Origin of the sequence: Akkermansia sp. N21116, assembly GCF_029854705.2 — a bacterium.
GTDB lineage: Bacteria > Verrucomicrobiota > Verrucomicrobiia > Verrucomicrobiales > Akkermansiaceae > Akkermansia.
Map to the genome: position 1 here is coordinate 600,230 of NZ_CP139035.1, position 16,820 is coordinate 617,049.

Annotated in this window: 5 protein-coding genes; 1 reads left to right on the forward strand and 4 read right to left on the reverse strand. The window is 55.7% G+C overall.

Annotated features, from left to right (window positions below; translation table 11 throughout):
• Positions 1 to 10: 10 nt before the first annotated feature.
• Together QET93_RS02295 and QET93_RS02300 are read right to left on the reverse strand one after the other, a co-directional pair.
• Positions 11 to 871 carry an ankyrin repeat domain-containing protein gene (locus QET93_RS02295; RefSeq protein ID WP_280133128.1) on the reverse strand — a complete coding sequence of 287 codons (861 nt, stop codon included), beginning with the start codon at positions 869 to 871 and terminating at the stop codon, positions 11 to 13.
• A gap of 6 nt (positions 872 to 877) precedes the next feature.
• Complete coding sequence (locus tag QET93_RS02300; RefSeq protein WP_280126065.1) at positions 878 to 2,359, reverse strand: MFS transporter; 1,482 nt, start codon at positions 2,357 to 2,359, stop codon at positions 878 to 880.
• 86 nt (positions 2,360 to 2,445) lie between these two features.
• Between QET93_RS02300 and QET93_RS02305 the strand changes: the two genes are divergently transcribed.
• Positions 2,446 to 2,664: a hypothetical protein gene (locus QET93_RS02305; RefSeq protein ID WP_280133129.1), complete on the forward strand. Its 219-nt coding sequence runs from the start codon at positions 2,446 to 2,448 to the stop codon at positions 2,662 to 2,664.
• Positions 2,665 to 2,704: 40 nt separating this feature from the next.
• Here the strand turns inward: QET93_RS02305 and QET93_RS02310 are convergent, their stop codons facing one another.
• Entirely contained in the window at positions 2,705 to 4,144 is a 1,440-nt protein-coding gene (locus tag QET93_RS02310) for a GDSL-type esterase/lipase family protein (RefSeq protein ID WP_280133130.1), read from the reverse strand.
• 206 nt (positions 4,145 to 4,350) lie between these two features.
• Complete coding sequence (locus QET93_RS02315) at positions 4,351 to 16,596, reverse strand: hypothetical protein (protein WP_322190078.1); 12,246 nt, start codon at positions 16,594 to 16,596, stop codon at positions 4,351 to 4,353.
• Positions 16,597 to 16,820: the final 224 nt, after the last annotated feature.

Here is a 16,820-nt window from a genome sequence, read left to right on the forward strand (position 1 = left end):
CCCGGCTGTTTCAGGCTTCAGGCGTTTGTCCTGTTTTCTGCGCAATGAGGCGAATAGTATTACGGAAGGCTTCGCCGCGTATATCGACGTATTTTCCCGTTGAGCTGCTTGTCTCGGTTTGATCTGCATCGTTAGCGGGATTGTTGGGAAGCCATACCTTGGTTTTCGTCAGATCGAAGTTGGCCAGGTAAGCAGTGTATGCCAGCCGGGCAAGATCCAGTGCAGATTGACCATTCTTGTTTTTAGCATTGAGGTCGGCTCCGGCCTCAATCAGGAATGCGATGGATTTGTCATTGCCGCGCATGGCTGCCAGCATGGCAGGCGTGTAGCCATTCTTCTCCGCAAGATTGATATCCAGGCCCGCTTTGATTAATTGCGAAGTCACGGAGGGCAATCCGCTCCAGGATGCCCAGTGCAGAGCGGTCCATCCGTCATTGTCGCGGGCTTTGGCATCAAGGCCGGAAACGGCGAGAAGTTCGGTCGTGTAATAATGCCGGATCTTGTCCTTGGCGTAGGTAAGTTCCGGGTTGTTATAGTGGGTGTAGGCTGCCCACATGAGAGGAGTGCGTCCGCTGAAATCGGGAGTGTTGGCAAGCTTGGCGGCTTCCCCGTTATGATTTTGGCCGAGGGCCTGCAGGAAAACGGGGTCTTTACCGTCGATCAATTGGCCTTTTTGGATGGTTGAGATGAGAGCCTGGGCATCATTGGTGACGGAAAATGCTTTTTGGATGCCGATGGCGATCCCCATGAGAATGCCACTGAAAAGGAGTAGGATGCAAAGATCCAGGAAAATGATTCCCCAGCGGATCCCGTGTTGCGTGTCGGATTCCTCATTCATGGTATCGGAAGTGGATTGAGAATGGTCGGTCATAGGAAATCAGGCGTCTTGTTGAATGGCTTCGGCTTCGGCAGGGGGCGGAGGCATCGGTTCCAGCTCTTTAGCTGCATCTTCTTCCGGATGGTCGGAGGCGATCGACTTCCTGGTTAGGATAATGGCAATCGGGCTGAGGACGGCCAGAGTCAGGTAAATAAACCACATGAACGAAGGGGATTGCCAGAATCCGATATGGCCGGTGTCCATTTTGGCGGCGATGCCGTCGTAGCAGAGATAGCTGATCAGCAAGCCCCCGATGACACCGTTGATCGGCTTGGCAATGAACATCGGCAAAGCGGCAATCGACATGTAGGAAGCGACTTTGTCTTTAGGGGCGACGCGTGCCACATACTCTGAAAAACGTGGCGAAAACAGCAACTCGCCAAAGGCGAAGATGACGATCTGCGTGATAATGGCAACCAGAAAGGCCTGGGATCGTGTCTCGATGCCCGGAATGATGTAGTACCACTCAATGGGAACGGCCATGAAGACGAGGGAGAAAGCCGAGATCGACATGCCGACGATCATCAGCTTGACTGTTGAGTATCTGTTAATGATCGGAATGAGCAGAATCAAGCCCAGAACGATGATCATCGGGTTGAGTGAATTGACAAAACCCAGTGCAAAGTCGTCATAGATCGTTCGCGAGTAATACTGGGGCATGATCAGGAACTGCAACGTGAAAACGATGCGTACTCCCAGCGTCAGTACGAGGAAGATGATCAACTTGCGGAAGGCGGATTCTTTCCATACTTCGGCGAAGAGCTGGAGCGGCCTGCGCTCCTGATCCTTTTTCTGCATGCGTTCGCTGGGCTCGGCATAGTAATCGTCGTCGAGGAAGCGCGTCAGGATGAAGACGATGATGCACATAACTGTGCCGAAGTTGATGACATAGTAACAGCCGTCGACATCGCCGTAAGCTTTACGGAAGCCGTCCACGATAGCCCAGCCGGACAACCAGGCGGCGATGTTCATGAAAAGATAGTAGAAATTAAAACCTGTTGGCCGGACTTTGATCGTTGTAAAACGCCGGATGGATGTCTGGATAACGGGACTCATGAAGGCTGTACCGAAGGACATGATGAAAATGCCGACCATGACGATAGGTCTGGAGTCTTCTATTTTCAAGTGCATGATATCTGTGGCGAAGTTCGTCCCGAGTCCCAGGAAAATTCGCCCGATTAGTAGCAAAACCAATCCGATGGTATAACTTTTCTTGATGCCGATAATATCGCAAATCGTTCCTACGGCAAAAACCAGCGCCGAAATGAAAAGGGTATAAAGACCGACCCACAGGGTGGAGGAGGCATCGTCAAATCCACAATACTTGTTCAGAAAGAGCGTGAAGATCGTGATCATGGAAAAGTATGCCAACCCGTCGAAAAACTGGATGAGGTTGGTAATCCAGAAATTACTGGATGCTTCTTTGAGAACCTTGAATTCGGAGAAGTATTTGACGATGGCGTTTTGATGGTCGTTGCTCATGTAGGCAAAGGGGCAAGGCTTAATGATCGGTTTTTCCCCGAGCGATTGCTGCGAGGCGGAAAGACGGAGGAGAAGTAGAAAAAGAAATGGGCACAGTCGCCTGTCTGATGGGAAGACCAAGCATGATGGGACAGTGTGCGTTCATTGATCAAAGAGATATAAAAAAGAATTTTTCCGGTTCTGAAAGTGGGGTAGTTCCCGGGCAGATTCAAGCATTTTCTTCCCGAAAGAACGAAGAAAGGAATCCGGGAATTCAGGAAAAAGACAATATAACTTATTGGAATTTAGTGATTATATATAATTGATCTTCCGCTCTCCAGCATTCAGTCGGGCTGGGAATCACCTCTATTTTTTAAACAAACGTTCAATAAATGGATGGATTGTTTCAGCCATGAGGCGCTGGCCTTTGGTATCAGGGTGAAGGGGGCCTGCTTTTTGTCCGTTGATGACGACGACATGGGGATCGTAGAACAACTCTGATCGGAGGGAGCCGTCCGGGTTGAGGAAAACGTGGCGGATGTCCAGGAAAGTAACCTCGGAGCGGTCGGAATAGAAGCGTGCCAACCGGTCGTTGACTTTCATATCGATCTGGAATTTTTTAACGGGTTCGGCTGCTGCGGGGACATGCCAGTGATGGATGTTGCTGGGCAGGATACCGATCAGAAGAATGTGTGATTCCGGGAGTTTAGCCCGGACTTTATCGACGACCCGGCGGATGCCTCGGAAAGTTTCCTCCTCCGAGATTCCCTGGCCCGTATCGTTGGTTCCGATCATGATTTGAACAACTTTCGGGGAGATGTGGTCCAGGATGCCCTGATTGCCGATGCGTGCAAGAACATCATCGGTTGTATTGCCGCTGACTCCGAGGTTAACGGCATTGTACGGGGTGTAAAATTCTTTCCAGATAGGAAGGAAGTCCTGATAGGGAGGTTGGGCTTTGTGATAGTTGTCCGTGATGGAATCGCCGATGGCGGCCAGTTGGATTTGCTCGGGGGCTATGCCGTCGATCGTTTCGGGTCGTGGAACCTTTCCGCCTTTGTAGGATGAGTCGATGCGAGAGAGTGTGCCGGCTATTTCTTCTCCGAGAATTCCATATCCCGTTGGTTTCAAGTGAACACCGTCTGATGTGCAAGTATTGCGGATGATACCGGGTTCATTGCTTTGGAGGGCCAGTCCCGGATTTGCGAAAAAGATTGTTTTGTTGTCGGCGAGGCTGGCGAGACGCTTGTTCGTATCGGCGATGACCGGGCCGAGTTCTTTTTCCCGGCGGGGGAGGATTCCCAGAATGAGAATTTTCGAAGCCGGCGTTTTTTGACGGATGAGTGAGACGAGGGCTTTCGTATTGTCGGCACATGCTTGGGCTGAATCTTTACGATGCCCGAGATTGTTGGTTCCTATCATTAGAATAACGACGCGAGGGGAAATACCGTCCAGTTCTCCCTGTTCGACGCGGTAGTAGGCGTTGTCGACATAGTCGAATCCGAACCCCATGTTGGTGACGGTATGCGGTCCAAACAATCTTGCCCATGAGGCTTGCCCATATTGGCCGAACCGGTCTGCCGGTTCCCCTCCCCAGTGGTGGGTGATGGAATCTCCGATAATAACATATTCCGGTTTGACGGACTGATGGCGCAGTTTAATCGCTTCATGCCGATCTGTCCATGTATAGGAAGTCTTGTCTCTGTCCTGTGATTCAGGTTTTAGTGTAGACGGGACGGCTTCCGTTAGATGCGTCAGGCATGGCGCTAGGACAAGCATGGCAAGAAGGAGGAAATGTTTCATCATGATGGAGGTCTTTTTTAAAGTACTAAAAATACTAATGTTCCTCGTCCGCCAAATCAAGTCCTTGTCGATAGTCTTCGTACTGGATCATGGCGATTGTTGGGCTGGATTTCAAATCATCAGGCATTTTAAAACAGTTTGGGGCGACCCCTCGTTGTGTGGAGGAGCCGCCCCGCTGTGTTTCTCTTTTATTGCGTCTTCTGTTCCTATCAGAAGTTGTACCGGTAGCCTATGCTCCCGTTGGCCGAGGTCATCCGGCTCCGCAGGTCCGCGTTGGCTTCCACAAAGATCGTGCCCTGGTCCCCGGTCGGGATGCTCAGTCCCGCACCGAATTGCAGGCCCGTCGTCCCCGCCTTGCTCCCCTTCACTCCACGGCTGAAGCCGGGCACGCCCACGAAGCCCACCTGCGCTTCGTTCCGCGTGTCTCCGAAGTCCTGCGACACCTGCGCCCGCACTTCCGCCAGGGATTCGCGACCGAACAGGTTGCCTCCCGTCAGGCCCATCCAGCGCACTCCCGCCGAGACGGTGCCCGTCGTGGCGTCCATGCCGCCGGCGCGGAGTCCCGCGCTGCCCGCACCCTCTTCCGTGTAGTCGTCCACGCTGCTCTTGAGGATGGAGACGTTGACGAGGGGCTGGAGGATCGCGCTGTTCTCTTCGTTGAGACTGATGTCGTAGGTGCCTTCGTACATCGCTCCCCACACCTGCCCCCCGGGCGTGCCGTGGCCGGTGTAGCTGCCCGAGCCGCAGGGGACGGTGCGGTCGATGTCGCTCTGGCTCCACCCCGCCGTCAGGATGACGTTGTGCCCCCACTTGCCGCTCTGGTAGCGACCGAAGAGGTTCACGTAGTAGACTTCCATGTCTCCGCTGAGGGAGTCGGCCGCCGTCGAGGTGAGTTTCCCGTAGCTCGCCGTCATGGCGAGCCCCGCGGTGAATTTGCTGCTGAGGTTGGCGTCGACCCCGAAGGTGCCTCCCCAGGTGTTGTACTGGTAGCCCGCTTCGTCCCCGTCGGTGTTGAGGCGGTTGTAGGTGCCGGTGGCCTGCAGCCAGGTGTTCCACAGGGGGAGGTCTCCTTCGTAGCTGTACCCGTCGGGCAGCCCCATGGTGGTCATCCGGTTGCGCACCAGGGTCTGCTGGTAGCGGTAGTCGGCCTGCAGCGAGCCCAGGAGGCTCGTTACCGTGCTGCCCGCGGCGGCGGCCATGGTGCGGCTGGCTCCGGCACGGTCGTGGGCCTTGATGGAGGCGTCCACGGCGTTGAGGAGGGCGGCGAGGGTGCTGTCCCTGTCGGTGGTCTGCGGGTTGACGGTGACCAGGGCGTTGTCCATGAGGGCTCCGCCGCTGCGGGCCGTCTCGCTCTGCGCCTGGTGGACGTAGAAGCCGTTGCGGTTGGCGGCGGTGGTGAGGATCATGGTGCCCTCGACGGTTTCGACGCGGGACTGCGACGGGTCGAAGTATTTGCCGAAGAGTTCGTCGAAGACGAGGTTGATGCCTCCCTGCTGGCTGACTTTGGAGGCCAGGGCGATTTGCAGGGGCATGGTGCCGTGGATGACTTCCTGGCCGTCTCCGGCCGCGAGGCGGACGGTGGCTCCCTCGGCGATGTCGAGGGTTTCCCTGCCTCCGGTGGTGACGAGGGGGCTCGTGGAGGAGAGGCTGCCGGAGGCTTCGGTGTTGAGGATGAAGCCGAGGGTGGAGTCTCCGCTGACGGTGCCTCCCCGGCGCAGGGTGAGGGTGTTGTTGGTCCCGTCCCCGTTGCCAGCGATGAGGGTGGCCGTGGAGCCGCCCGTGAGGGTGAGGCCGGAGTAGGTGGCGTCCCCGGAGGTGTAGTCGAGGGTGAGGGAGCCCCCTCCGGAGGCGGCGAGGGCGGCCGCCTTGCTGCCGGTGCCCGCGAGGGTGAGGGAGGCGTCCCTGCCGGAGGCGGCGAGGGTGCCGCCGAAGTCGGCGAGGGTGCCGGCGTAGGAGGCTTTCCCGGTGAGGGTGAGGTTTCCTTCTCCGGCGAGGGTGCCCAGGCCGTTCCAGGCGGTGAGGGTGGCGGAGGTGTCCGGGGTGTCGAGGATGAGGCGGGTGGATTCCCCGGTGACCAGGGCGATGCCGTCGAGGGCTCCCGCGGCGGTGAGGGTGGTGGTGCCCGCCCCGAGTTCGAGGGTGCCCGATCCCGCCGCGCCGCCGAGGGCCTTGACGGTGCCGGCGATGGCGGCGCCGGAGGCGAGTTTCAGGGTGGAGTCTCCGCCCAGGAGGATGGAGCCGGAGGCTTCGTCCAGGGTGCCTGCTTCGAGGACGGACTTGGAGCCGGTGAGGGCGAGGGTGCCGTCCCGGCCGACAGCAAGGGTGCCGACGGCGGCCGAGGCTCCCTGTCCGGAGAGGGTGAAGGTGGCGGCTTGCGCGTCTCCGTCGCCGACGGTGAGGGAGGCGATGGAGTGGGCGGCTCCGACACGGGTCAGGGCGATGCCGCCTTCTTCGACGGTGAGGCTGCCGCCGAGGGTGGCGGTGCCCCCGATGGTGAGGGTGGCTTCCCCGGTCTTGGAGAGGGCGGTGTGTTCCCCGGCGGTGAGGTTGCCGGCGAGGACGGAGTCGACGAGTTCCCCGTCCTTGTCACGGTCGTTGTAGAAGCGGACGCGGGCGGTGCCCGTCCCGTCGCTGTCGATGGCGAGGGTGGTTCCCTTCTGTCCGCTGAGGTATTTGACGGTGAGGGGTTCCGAGTCGCTGCCGGGCAGGGTGATGCTCATGTCCCTGTTGACGTAGACGGCGCGGTAGTCGACGAGGTCGTCGTACCCGGTGATGTTACCTTCCTTGGAGGCCTGCCAGACGGAGAGGTTGCCGCTGACGACGATGGAGCCGGAGGCGGAGTCGACGGACTCGAGTTTCAGCCCCCAGGTGCGCAGGAGGGGATCGAATTTGATCTGTCCGGCGGTGAGGTTGAGGGCGCCGTTGGTGAGGGTGAGGCTGATGGTGTTGGAGGCTTCTTCGGGTTCGGCGTAGTCGGGCAGGAGTTCGTCCTTGCCGTACATGATGGCGAGCTTGTCGAGGAAGTACTGGCTGAGTTCGTCGTCGGAGCGCAGGACCATGACGGAGTCCCCGGCCATGGTGACGGAGTTGGCGTCCGGGGTTCCTTCCCCGAAGTTGAGGACGGTGGCGCCGGCGCCTTCCGTGGCTCCGGTGGAACCGTGGCGGAAGATGGTGTTGGCGACTCCGAGTCCGATGTCGGCGGTGTCGAGGGAGACGGCTCCCTGTCCGATGCCGTTGACGACGTAGCCGGAGGCGAGGGTGGCTTCCTTGAGGGAGGAGGCCGTGAGGCCGCCCAGGTCGATGTCGCCGTACTGCGAGGTGGTGTCGGCGCTGACGCGTCCGGTCCAGTTGGAGGCGCCGGTGAGGCTGCCCCCGGAGATGGCGATGGAGTTGGTTCCGGCCAGGCCGTTGAGTCCGAACGTGCCTCCGGCGACGGAGAAGAGGACGCCGCCCAGGTCGGCGGTGTCGGTCACGTCGAGGGAGACGCTGCCGGCGCCGTCGGCTCCTCCCGTGAGACGGACGGTGAAGTCGCCGTCGAGGGTGCCTGCCAGCGAGCCGGAGCCGAAGCTGAGGGTCTGCCCGGCGATGCCTTTGACGGCGGCATCGGAGAGGACGTTGAGTCCGGCCAGGGCGATGGCCTTGGAGGCGTCGCTTCCGAGGTCGAAGAGGGTGGCGGTGCCGGATGCGTCGGCGGTGCCGAGGGTGAGGTTGACCGTGTCGGCGAAGGAGGCTCCGGAGGCGTCGAAGGAGGCGTTTTCGAGGGTCAGGGCCGAGGTGTTGCCGGCAATGTCGGACGAGGCGATCGTTCCGGCCAGCAGGACGGTACCTCCGCCGGTGACGCGGGCCTGTCCGTCGCCTTCGGTCGAGAGGGTGATGGCTCCGGCCAGGGTGTTGGGGGAACCTTCTCCTCCGTCGGCAAGGACGAGGCCCGAGCCGTTGCCCAGTTCCAGGGCCGTGGAGAGCGTTCCGGCCGTGCCGATGGCGAGGACGGCTCCGGATCCGATGGAAACCGTGCCGTAGCCGGTGGAGCCGGTTTCGTCGGCGATGCCGCCGATCATGGAGTTCACCGTTACTTCCGCATCGTCGGCGATGCGGAGGGTGTGGGCGGAGCCGACGTTGACGGCGCCGTAGGTGTGTCCGTCGGTGAGGGTCAGCGTGCCGGCGTCATTGTCGTCGCGGGCGACGTTGACCGTGTCGGCGAGATCGTAGAGTCCGGTGACGTTGGCCGTGCCGGCGAAGTCCTGGTCGAGGACGAGTTCCCCGGCTCCGTACTTGTTGAGGACGAGGGAGGTGTCGGAGGCGAGGTCGGCGGAAAGTTTTCCGACGGTGGCCGAAGCCCCTTCGGAGACGGCCAGGTTGAGGCCGGAGCCGTCCTTGACGCTCATGGCGGCGGAGACGTCGGCGAGGCCGGAGGTTCCGTATTCCAGGACGCCTCCTTCAAAGGAGATGCTTTCCGGCGTGCCCATGGCGGCATCCGACGTGACTTTGACGGTACCCTTCTGCAGGGAAATGCGCTTGATGGCATTGGACGCCCCATCGGCCTTGGCATTCTCGAGGACGGTCGTACCGATGCCGGTCATGGCAAGTTCGTCCGTGGCAATCGAACCGTCTCCCGTGAAGGTGTAGGTCGTATTGGTGTCTACCATCATGAAGATGGGGGCAACTCCTTCGCCGTCTACGTTGACGGTCCGGTCGGTTTCTCCGATGGAGGGGGAGCCGAAGTAAACGACCTTGCCTGTGTTGGTGCCGCTCGTATCCCCGGAAACGGGAATCCAGTTGGAGGCAGACGGATCCCATGTGGCGACGGAGGCACCATCCCATACCCAGGCTTTGTCCGTATCGACGAAGGCGACGAGGGCGAGGGTCGTCATGCCGCCGGACGAGGCGGTGTCCAGCTTGAAGGAGTAGACGTTGGAAACGTCGTTCCAGTTCATGACGGAGCTGTCGTCCGCGTAGGCGTTGCCGGCGAGGATCTGCTCCGGCGTCAGGCTGCCCTGGGTGGCATAGGTGGCGAGGGTGTAATTGCCCGTGGTGAGCTGCGAGAGGTAGGTGCGGGAAACGTCGATGGTGAGGTTCCCGGAAGAGGCCGTCGACGTCAGCGTGCCGGTGATGGCCAGCGAGGCCGTGGACGGGGACGTAATCAGGCTGTCCAGTCGCAGCGAGCCGCCGAGAGCCAGGTTGCCCGCCACGGTGGCCCGGGCGCCCCTGCCCAGCGTCATCGTGCTGCGGACGATCAGGTTGTCGCTCGCGGCGAAGGTGTTGTAGGAGGAGAGGGAGAGGTTGTCGACGCTCAGGGCTCCGGTCAGGGACGTGGTTTTCACGCTGGCGGAAGCTGCTCCGGCCACGTTGACGGAGAGGTCGCCGATGGACGACGCGTTGCCGCCCGCCAGGGAACCGCCTGTGAGGACGACTTTGTTGGCGAGGGTTTTTCCGTTGACGTCCAAGGCGCCGGTGCCCGACACGTCAATGTCGCTGTTCCCCAGGGCCGTGTTCGACCCGGCGCGCAGCGTGCCGCCCGAGACCGAGACGGCGCCGATAAAGGCGGAATTGGCATAAGAAAGCGTCTGGGTGCCTCCTGTAACGCTCAGGGAACCGTTGCCGGAGAGTTCGCCGGAGAGTTCCTTGTCGGCGCCGGAAAGTTCCAGGGCATCCTGATCGGTTGCCAGGGAGATGGAACCGGCACCGAATCCTCCGGAAAGGACGAGTTTCGTGCCTGTCGCGTCTCCGGCCTTTCCGACCGAGACGCTGCCGGCAATGGCATTCGATTCGTTGGAGAGGGTGTAGGTCTGTCCGCCCGTGAAGTTGATGGACGAACCGGCGGCGGCGGTGACCGCCGTTCCCTGCGTGATGTCGGAGGTATTGGCGTAAGTCAGAGTAGAGCCGGCAGCCGTCAGGTTGATGGCGCCCTTCCAGACGCCGGCACCCGACAGGATGATGCCGCCGGCGTTGATGTCCAGATCCGCCTGTGATGTGTTGGCTCCGCTCAGAGTCAATGTCCCGCTGCCGTTCTTCAACAGGCCGACATTGGTCACAATAGACCCGGAACTGATAATCGTCCCGGAAAACTCAAGATCGTCCGTCTGAGTTACTGAAATAAACCTATGCCCGTTCCCCCCGTCACTCGTGTTCCAGTCTCCACGAATCGTGCCAGTCCCGGAAAGATTGCCGATCGTCAGGGCATTAGTTTTGGCAACAGCCATATCCGTTGAGGAAAACTGACTGTTCAGAACCATGCTGGAACCAGCTTCCATTTGAACATCCGGACGTCCGGAGAGATTGAATGTTCCGGATCCGGGGGTAGCATCCCCCAAAACAAGATGAGTTCCGTTGCCATTCTTAAGTACCAGCGTACCGCTGAAAGAATTGTCCCCGGATGAGGAAAGCGTAGTTGTTCCTGTTGTCGTCAACTCAATAATTCCCGAACCAGTCAGGTTGCCGGAAGAATATGTTCCGGTTCCCGACAAAGCCAACACGGCGTTGCTGCCGACCTGGTAACTGACTCCGTTTGTGAGACTCGTTGCAGCTTTGGCACTGTCCAGCAATTCCAGAAGGCCGCTGCCGGTCACAGCAAGCGTGGCTCCCGTAAAGTCACCCTTGAACTGAAGCGTCTGACCGGTACCAAGCGCCTGGGTCAACGACCCTGCCGCGGCCGTAGTTCCGGCATCGACTTTGAGAATGGAATTGCTTCCCAGCGTAAACCGGTTATTCAGCGTCCCCTGGTCGCCAGACCACAAAAGAGTTGTCGTGGCACTGTCGGCAATATTGATCGAAGCCAGGGAATCCAACCCTTCGGAAACAAAGCCCAGGGTAGAACCGTTGTTCAGGGTCAGCGTCCCCGTTCCCAGGGCACCGGCCGTATTGGCAACCAGTTTGGCGGATCCGACGGAAATGGCTCCGTTCCATCCGGTATTGGCCAGATTCATCGTCAGGCTTCCGCCCGTCAGTGATAAAGAACTACTCCCGGCAATGGTGCCGTCCGTCCCGGCATTGAAGGTATAGTCCCCTCCCGTTACTTCCATGGTATTGGGCTTGACCGTTCCTACGATTGATACCGTTTTCTCGGCGGCATCATTGGTAAAGACGACTTTGTCTCCCGTATGGAAACTGGTATCCACCGAAGGAATATCGGCAGTCCAAGAAGAAGCATCATTCCTCGTTTGCCAGAGATCGGCATCTCCTGTCCAGGTCAATGTGACATCCGTCTTGTCAAAAACGACTTGGAGCATATTGCCGGCCCCCAGCTGATAGTCTATTTTGTCACGGGAATCCTCGTCAACCTCCATTCCGTAACTTGAAATTTTGGATTTATCAAATCCGCCGGCCAGCGTAAACATCTGATAGATATAGTGTCCTGTTGTCAGGGAGACTAGTGATGAGAGATCAAAGACAACACCTGATCCAAGAGTAATGCTGCCGCCGTCCGAAACGGCATACTGTGTATTGACTTGGTCATTCAGGACAACGACACTGCCGCCGTCCAATGATAACGCCCCCGTCAACGAACCATTGGAGGCCAATGTCGTCGTCAAGGTGGAACCGGCGATCAACGACGGGAAACTCAATTTGCCGCCGTCAAGATTGAACCGGGTACCCGAACCCACCACGGGAAGAGTCGTCCCTTCTTCTGCTCCGGCAACCGTTGTTTTACCCGTCACCGTCAATTGTCCCTCCTTCGCCGTAAAGGTACCGTTGAAAGCGGTCAAATCGCCATCAAAGATCTGGGATCCCGTTCCCGTTTTGATCACGTTGACGCCATCCGTCACCTTTCCGCTAAAGGTCAGGGCATCAGATCCGGAGTAATTGATTGTCAAATTGGAGGGAGAAGTCAAAGATGCTGATTTTTCCAACATCGCTCCCGCTTTTGCCGATCTCAGACCGGCTATCGTAACATCTGCAACCCCCAAACGAAGCTTTGTTGCGGCATTATCCAGGGAGATCAGAGCCTTGGCCGCGGCATTCTGGTGGTTGAGAACCAGTCTGAAATATTTGGTAACCTCATTATCGCCGGAATCTCCATTCGTCAGAGAAATCGTTCCAGTAAACCACTTGGAAGAATCGTCATCTACTCCGGAGATAATGAAAAGACTTTTGTTTTCATCCACGGTATACACACCGGCTTGCCTGGAAATTTCCAGATTACCGGATCCATTCAATTTGGATACGGAATAAACACGTTCCCAGGAAGGTAGTTGGAGAAGAGCTTTTTCGACGACAGCTTCGGAGGAAGGCTGGATGGTAATTCCTTGGGCAAATTCGATATTGAAGACAATTGCGCCGCCTCCTGCTACATACCCTGTTCCCAGCTGTAAAGTTCCTCCCTCCGATAAATTGACGGCACTTTGGACAACGTTTTGCTTGGAGGTAGATCCCGGGAATTTGAGCTGGAGCGTACTATTCGGTCCAATATTGACTGTTGCTCCAAGAAGGAGATTCGTTTCAGAAGTCGTTTGATTATCCCAAATCAATTTACCTCCGGTAATATTGACTGTCTCCACATCGACATTGATATCGGAAAGCGTGACATTGGTAGACGACTCGATTGTACCTTTCCCATTGCCGACAATGTTGCCTTTAAAGGCAAAATCAGCATTCATGGTCGTACCGCCGAACACAAGCTTGCTTTCGTCCTGAAGAGTCACGACGGCATTGTCTCCGCCGAGGGTCTTGTTATTGTCGCCCGTAGCCGTCAAGGTCGCTCCCGATTCAATAGTGATACCTCCTTGATAATCATCGTTGGCTCCGGAAAGAACGACTTCTCCTCCTCCCGCAATCGTCAAGTTGGCCGTACCGGCAACGCCCGTCAGGCCGCCGCTGATCGTAATCGTCCCCACCCCTCCCAGATAACCGTCGTAATCGGAACCTTGGGCTGTTGTGTCCGGTGTATATTTGTCCGTATTAAGCGTGACGGAACCTCCGATAGTCATTGCCTTGACTCCGGTCCAGGAATCCACGGTATTCAGAATACCCAGTGTTCCTCCATTCAAGGTGAGCGTAAACGCGTCGGCCGTACCCGTTGTTTTGCCGATACCGTCCTCACCCATATTAATCATGCCGCCTTCGTTGAGTACGACGGCAATTTTGGCTGCAGCATCGCGTTTGTATGCCAAATCAAGACCTTTGATGTTCACAACACCGCCTTCATTGATGTTGAGAGTAGCATTCGTTGCCGACACAACGCCGATATGGGCATTCAAAATATTCAAAACACCAGACACATTGACCGACGTTGTATAATTCCAATGCCCAAGGACAAAAGCTCCCGTTCCGGAAGTTCCATCAACAGCCCCCAGGATGTTCATCACATTGCCGGTCTTGATATTAAAAGCCGTCGTACCTGATTGGAATTCATCGGCACCCGAATATCTCTGCACATTCAGGACACCCCAATCGTTTTCTCCATCTCCTCCCAAATTGAAGGTAGCCCCGTTCGAAAGATGGAAAGCATTCAACGTTAGGGAAGAACCGTTTTGCAGAATCAAATTGGTATTTGCCGTTTGGTTGAATCTATTTCCGGCAATAATTTCCGCTTTTCCACTGCCATCTCCTAAAGTCAACGTTGTACCATTAAAGTTCAGACTCGCCAATGTTGTCGTTCCCGACTGAATGATCGTATTTTGAGACAGAACAAGCGAACCGGATCCTGTAATCTGCCCGATCGTGGACGCTGTATTCAACGTCAGCGTTCCCGACCCAAGAAGGGAAAGCTGTTCTACGGCGAGGCTGCCGGCAGTCTCGCCATTCTTGATCGTATAAGCGGCAGAAGAGGTAAGAGTCAGAGAATCCGCAGAAAGAGCCGCTCCGTTCAGGATGATTTCATCCGTCGTCGCCTCATCGGCATCACCGTTGATCAGAAGGGAATTCATCGAATATTCCGGCTGGGACAGAGTTACGGAATCTCCATTGCGGTAATAGTATTTGTCGGCACCGGACTCACTTTCATTCACCAAAAGGTTCATTTCGGAGAAGGAGACATTATTCCCTGCATAACCACTTGCCACATACAACTTGTTGCCGGCGGATGCCGTCAAGGATCCTCGAAGAACATCCAAAGACGTTCCCGTAGCAGTCAGGGAAAACTGACTGAGATCATCGGTATTGGACAGATTGATTCGCAGGAAACCACCTGTAGCTCCAATGGTAAAATCGCCCAAATCAAGAGTTCCCGCCGAGGAATTCAAATCCATGCCGATCATTCCAGCACCCGTTACCGTCGTCGAGGCGAATGCCGATGCAGTTCCCGTGACAACAATTTGCCCTCCGGCAGTCAGAGATAGAGTCAAAGCCGATGAATCGGCCGAGAGCAAATTCACTTTCACTCCCGTCGTTAAATTCCCCTGACTCATGGACAGATTGACTCCATCGGCGGAAGAACTTCCCGAAAGGGTCAAATTGGAGGCGGCATTGTCGGCAACGGCAATCGTTCCGGTGAAAGCGCTCAAATCTCCCGACAGGACATGCGCCACTCCTCCGGCAAGGTTCAGATTGAGGTTTTTGCCGATCTTGCCGGCATAATTGGCAATTCCCTTGACGGTCAGAGTATTGAAACTTCCATCCGCTGCTCCGGAAGTAATCTGAGCATTAGCCATGGTTCCCGACAAATTGACAAGAGAGGCGCTCTCAACATTGTTTCTCAATATTCCTTTGTCGGTCAGTTCTACAGAAGCCATCGAAATAGCATCGGCTTCCAATTGGAGAGTGATGTTGTCTCCTCCATCGTTCCGGCCTACCATCCAGGTTCCGGAAAAGTCATTGGCAGCATTGTTGATCCTGAAAGTTTCAGTAAGCCCACCGCTTAACCTCAATTGAACTGTCCCCTGCCCGGAAATTTTTCCTGAGAAAAGAGTCGATTTTGCCCCCCACTGACCGGTTATGATGATTGAATCGGTTACATTGCCGTTCATCCGGATATTGCCGGACAAAATCAACGGACTAGCATCCTGTTTGTAAAAGCTGCTGCCTGCCTCCAGAATCATATCATTCTGGAACGTATTCGATCCATTATTGATAGGGTTCAGACGAAACGTGGCACCTTTCTCCACATGTATCGTCATCCCTTCCTTGCCGATAAGGATGCTTGACCCGAAATCTGTCGATCCTGTATAATTAAAATAATATTCCCCGGCCCCTCCCAAAGTCAATGTTCCACTGAAATCCTTCAGAAACTCATGCACTCCGGGAAGAGTATCCTTGTCGAAACTTATAGCGGTCCCCAAAACGAGTTCGCCACTTCCCGAAAAAGAATCTACTTTTAAGGCTTCAGAGAAACTCCGATGAATGGATATAGTTCCTCCCGATTCTACTGTCAGGGAAGGAGCTTGGAAGACGGCAGTTCCTCCGACGCGCATGTCTCCTCCTTCTCCTACAGTGACAGCGTTTAATGAATTTAACGTTCCTCCATCAATTTTAAGCAAAGTAGGAAGCTTCGAAATATTCGTTACTTCGAAAATGCCGCCTCCCTGAAACGTCAAACCGCCAGTTGCAGTCACGGAGGTTTCGTCAAGTTTCAACGTTGTTCCCACTTCCGTAATAAAAGCTGCAGCTCCCGTCATATTGAGCGTACCTCCGGAAAGAATCAATTTTCCCGATTTGAGGATTATGCCATCTGCCGAAACCGTACCTGTCACAGACAGAGTCGAACCTCCTGCTTCTGCCTTTATGACAGCAGCATGGTTTGTCCCACCCCAAGCAAGAGACCCGGTTTCTCCATCCGTATCAGACCATAAAGCATCGGTCCACGCAGCAGTACTGCCAAGAGTGCGATACAAATAAGTCCCTGCATAGGAATCGACAACTTGAATACCGGCGATACATCCACGCCCAGCGCTGTTGACCACATTGCTGATAAAGATGGATCCCCCGGTTATATCCTTGATTTCAAGGACATTTGTGCCGAGAACAAGAGCACCCTGATTGTTGGCATAACTTCCCCACACATCAGTTCCCTCAACCATTTCACCATCTTTGAACGTCCAGTTTACCCCATTGACATTCATGGCTGTATTATGTTCAACCTGGGTATTGTCGCCGGACATAATAATATAGACCGTCGAAGACAGATAAGGTACACCGGCAATTGTAACCGTATAAGCATCAGCTCTACCTGCATCAATATAAGAAGCGAGCAATTTATCCGTCTGGGTATCCGTTTTACCGGACGACCAAAAACTTGTACGTGTTGTCGCCACCGAAATGCCAGTCAATGCCCCACCTTGATTATCACGTTCAACAGAGTACCACGCATTGGCTGTACCAGGGGAGATGTTATTCCAAAATCCACTCGGAATTTCAACACCTGGCATACCGACATTCTGGATGGGATCCGTACTACCCATTGAGAAGGTATCATTTCTGATAAAATTGATACTAAAGCCAGTTCCCGTATCGGCAGAGAAGGAAACATGGGAATAACAAGCCATTATGGCTGCCGCAAGAGTAAGAGGTAGTCTGAGTTTCATCGCAAAAGAGAATGGGTACCGTTCCTACTAGCAGTTTGGCAATCCGTTATCAAGACCAAATTTCTCTCAGAAAATAGCCTCAATGTATGTTTCTACAATAAGTGTTTATTCTTCTTGTTATTGTATTATTAACTATTTATAATAAGCGACTTATTGTTACTCATAACGGATTGCCAAACCGCTTCAACAAAGTCGGCATCATGAGGGTTAATTAACTGTAATTT

Excerpts from the sequence above, each read along its gene's own strand:
- QET93_RS02310 (WP_280133130.1), bottom strand. The coding sequence starts at position 4,144 with ATGATGAAACATTTCCTCCTTCTTGCCATGCTTGTCCTAGCGCCATGC.
- QET93_RS02305 (WP_280133129.1), top strand. The coding sequence starts at position 2,446 with ATGGGCACAGTCGCCTGTCTGATGGGAAGACCAAGCATGATGGGACAG.
- QET93_RS02295 (WP_280133128.1), bottom strand. The coding sequence starts at position 871 with ATGACCGACCATTCTCAATCCACTTCCGATACCATGAATGAGGAATCC.
- QET93_RS02315 (WP_322190078.1), bottom strand. The coding sequence starts at position 16,596 with ATGAAACTCAGACTACCTCTTACTCTTGCGGCAGCCATAATGGCTTGT.
- QET93_RS02300 (WP_280126065.1), bottom strand. The coding sequence starts at position 2,359 with ATGAGCAACGACCATCAAAACGCCATCGTCAAATACTTCTCCGAATTC.